Annotated in this window: 1 protein-coding gene; it reads right to left on the reverse strand. The window is 52.2% G+C overall.

Annotated features, from left to right (window positions below; all coding sequences use genetic code 11):
- Positions 1 to 127 precede the first annotated feature (127 nt).
- Entirely contained in the window at positions 128 to 1198 is a 1071-nt protein-coding gene (locus tag ROA7450_RS20650) for a flavin monoamine oxidase family protein (RefSeq protein WP_085807848.1), read from the reverse strand.
- Between the last annotated feature and the right edge of the window lie 340 nt (positions 1199 to 1538).

Consider the following 1538-nt stretch of genomic DNA (forward strand, 5'->3'; position numbering starts at 1 on the left):
GGGCTCAATTCAGTCATTCGCCGCGTTACGCACTAATGGCAGTGAAGGCGAATGCGCTTCCTGCCTGCGCCAGGCATGAAGGACTTTACAAATATCACCCAAACAAGAGGACAGAACTGTCATTCAATTAAAACTTCTTCGGCATCATTTCTGTTGCTGCTCGTTCGCCAGATACGAGCGCGCCTTCAATAAGACCGGGACTAAGATCCGAGGCCTCCGAAACTGCGAAACATACGCGCCCTTCGAGCTGGGACTGTCTAAGAATGGGTGGCGCAACTTCTGGATGGTCTGCCGGTTGCGTGACATCGAGGTCTGTCACAATTCGGGAGTTCAATGCCCAGTCTTGAACCGTCAGCTCAATAGGATGCGCAGCAGCTTTGCCAAAGCAATCTGATAACTGACTTAAAATTGCCTGCTCAAGGCCCTCAGCGTCATTTCGGCGCTGTTCTGGTGACCAACCCACAAAGCCGAACAAGGCTCCAGATGATACATCGGCAACCGTGTGATCATGAACTTCAACCAAAGGCCCAACCCGGCTGGCAACCCTGCCAGACAACCCGTCGTCACGCCAGAAGGGCCGTTCATAAAGCGCTACGGCCTTGGCTTGTGTACTCATCCATGTTGGTGTTCTTCGCATAACGTCGATCAGTGCTTGTGGTGCCCAGGGCATTTGCACGGTTGTGCAAGCAACCCGCATTGGAATCGATATAATAGCTTTTTCTGTTGTGATGATTTCGCCCGACTCCAAGCGAACCGAGATGCGATCTGAACTATCTTCGAAAACACCCGTGACCGGTGAGGACGTTCGAATCTTGTCAACGCCAATTCGCTCGGCAAGCGCATCGATCAAAGCGGTAGGGCCACCGACAATTCGGGCAATGCCATCTTGTCCGGGGACTGGCTGGCGGTATGGCACAGGCCCGTATCCAACAATAACGGCATCCCCATCGTTGAATTGTTGGAAGGTGGTCAGACCGAGCTTCTCTACCCACTTTGCGACCACTGGTTGATACTTTGGCCAAACCCACGTTGGGCCCAAATCTGCAAGTACCCGATGATTAGCAAGATCACGTATTGAATGGATTCTGCCGCCGATATGTGTGTCGGCTTCGATAATTTGAACGTTGGCCCCGGCTTCGTGCAACGTTACCGCTGCAATAAGACCTGATAGACCCGCACCGATGATGACTACGTCCAAAGTTTTTCCTCAAAGTTCGGTCGGGAATCCGCGACATGTCTCAACTTGGCGGCTTCAGAATACATTGCTAAGCCTCATCGCTTTCGCACGCCAGCTTTTTTCTGTTGCCGTTTGACCTCTTTACAGTCCGGATTCTTCGCGCACCCGAGAAATTTTCCCACTCAACTCTTCGCTCAGTGAGCCACCCGTCTCAGCACTCCGGACATGCTGTGAACCTTGCAAGGTACCAAATGAACGAGATTGGCTTTTTCTATTCAATTCTTGCTTTGCGCAAGAAAAGGCTCCCCCTCCGGTCCTCGCCAATAGGCAGAAAGTTTGGAACCCTCCCCCTACCCTTTCG

This window comes from Roseovarius albus (genome assembly GCF_900172335.1).
GTDB lineage: Bacteria > Pseudomonadota > Alphaproteobacteria > Rhodobacterales > Rhodobacteraceae > Roseovarius > Roseovarius albus.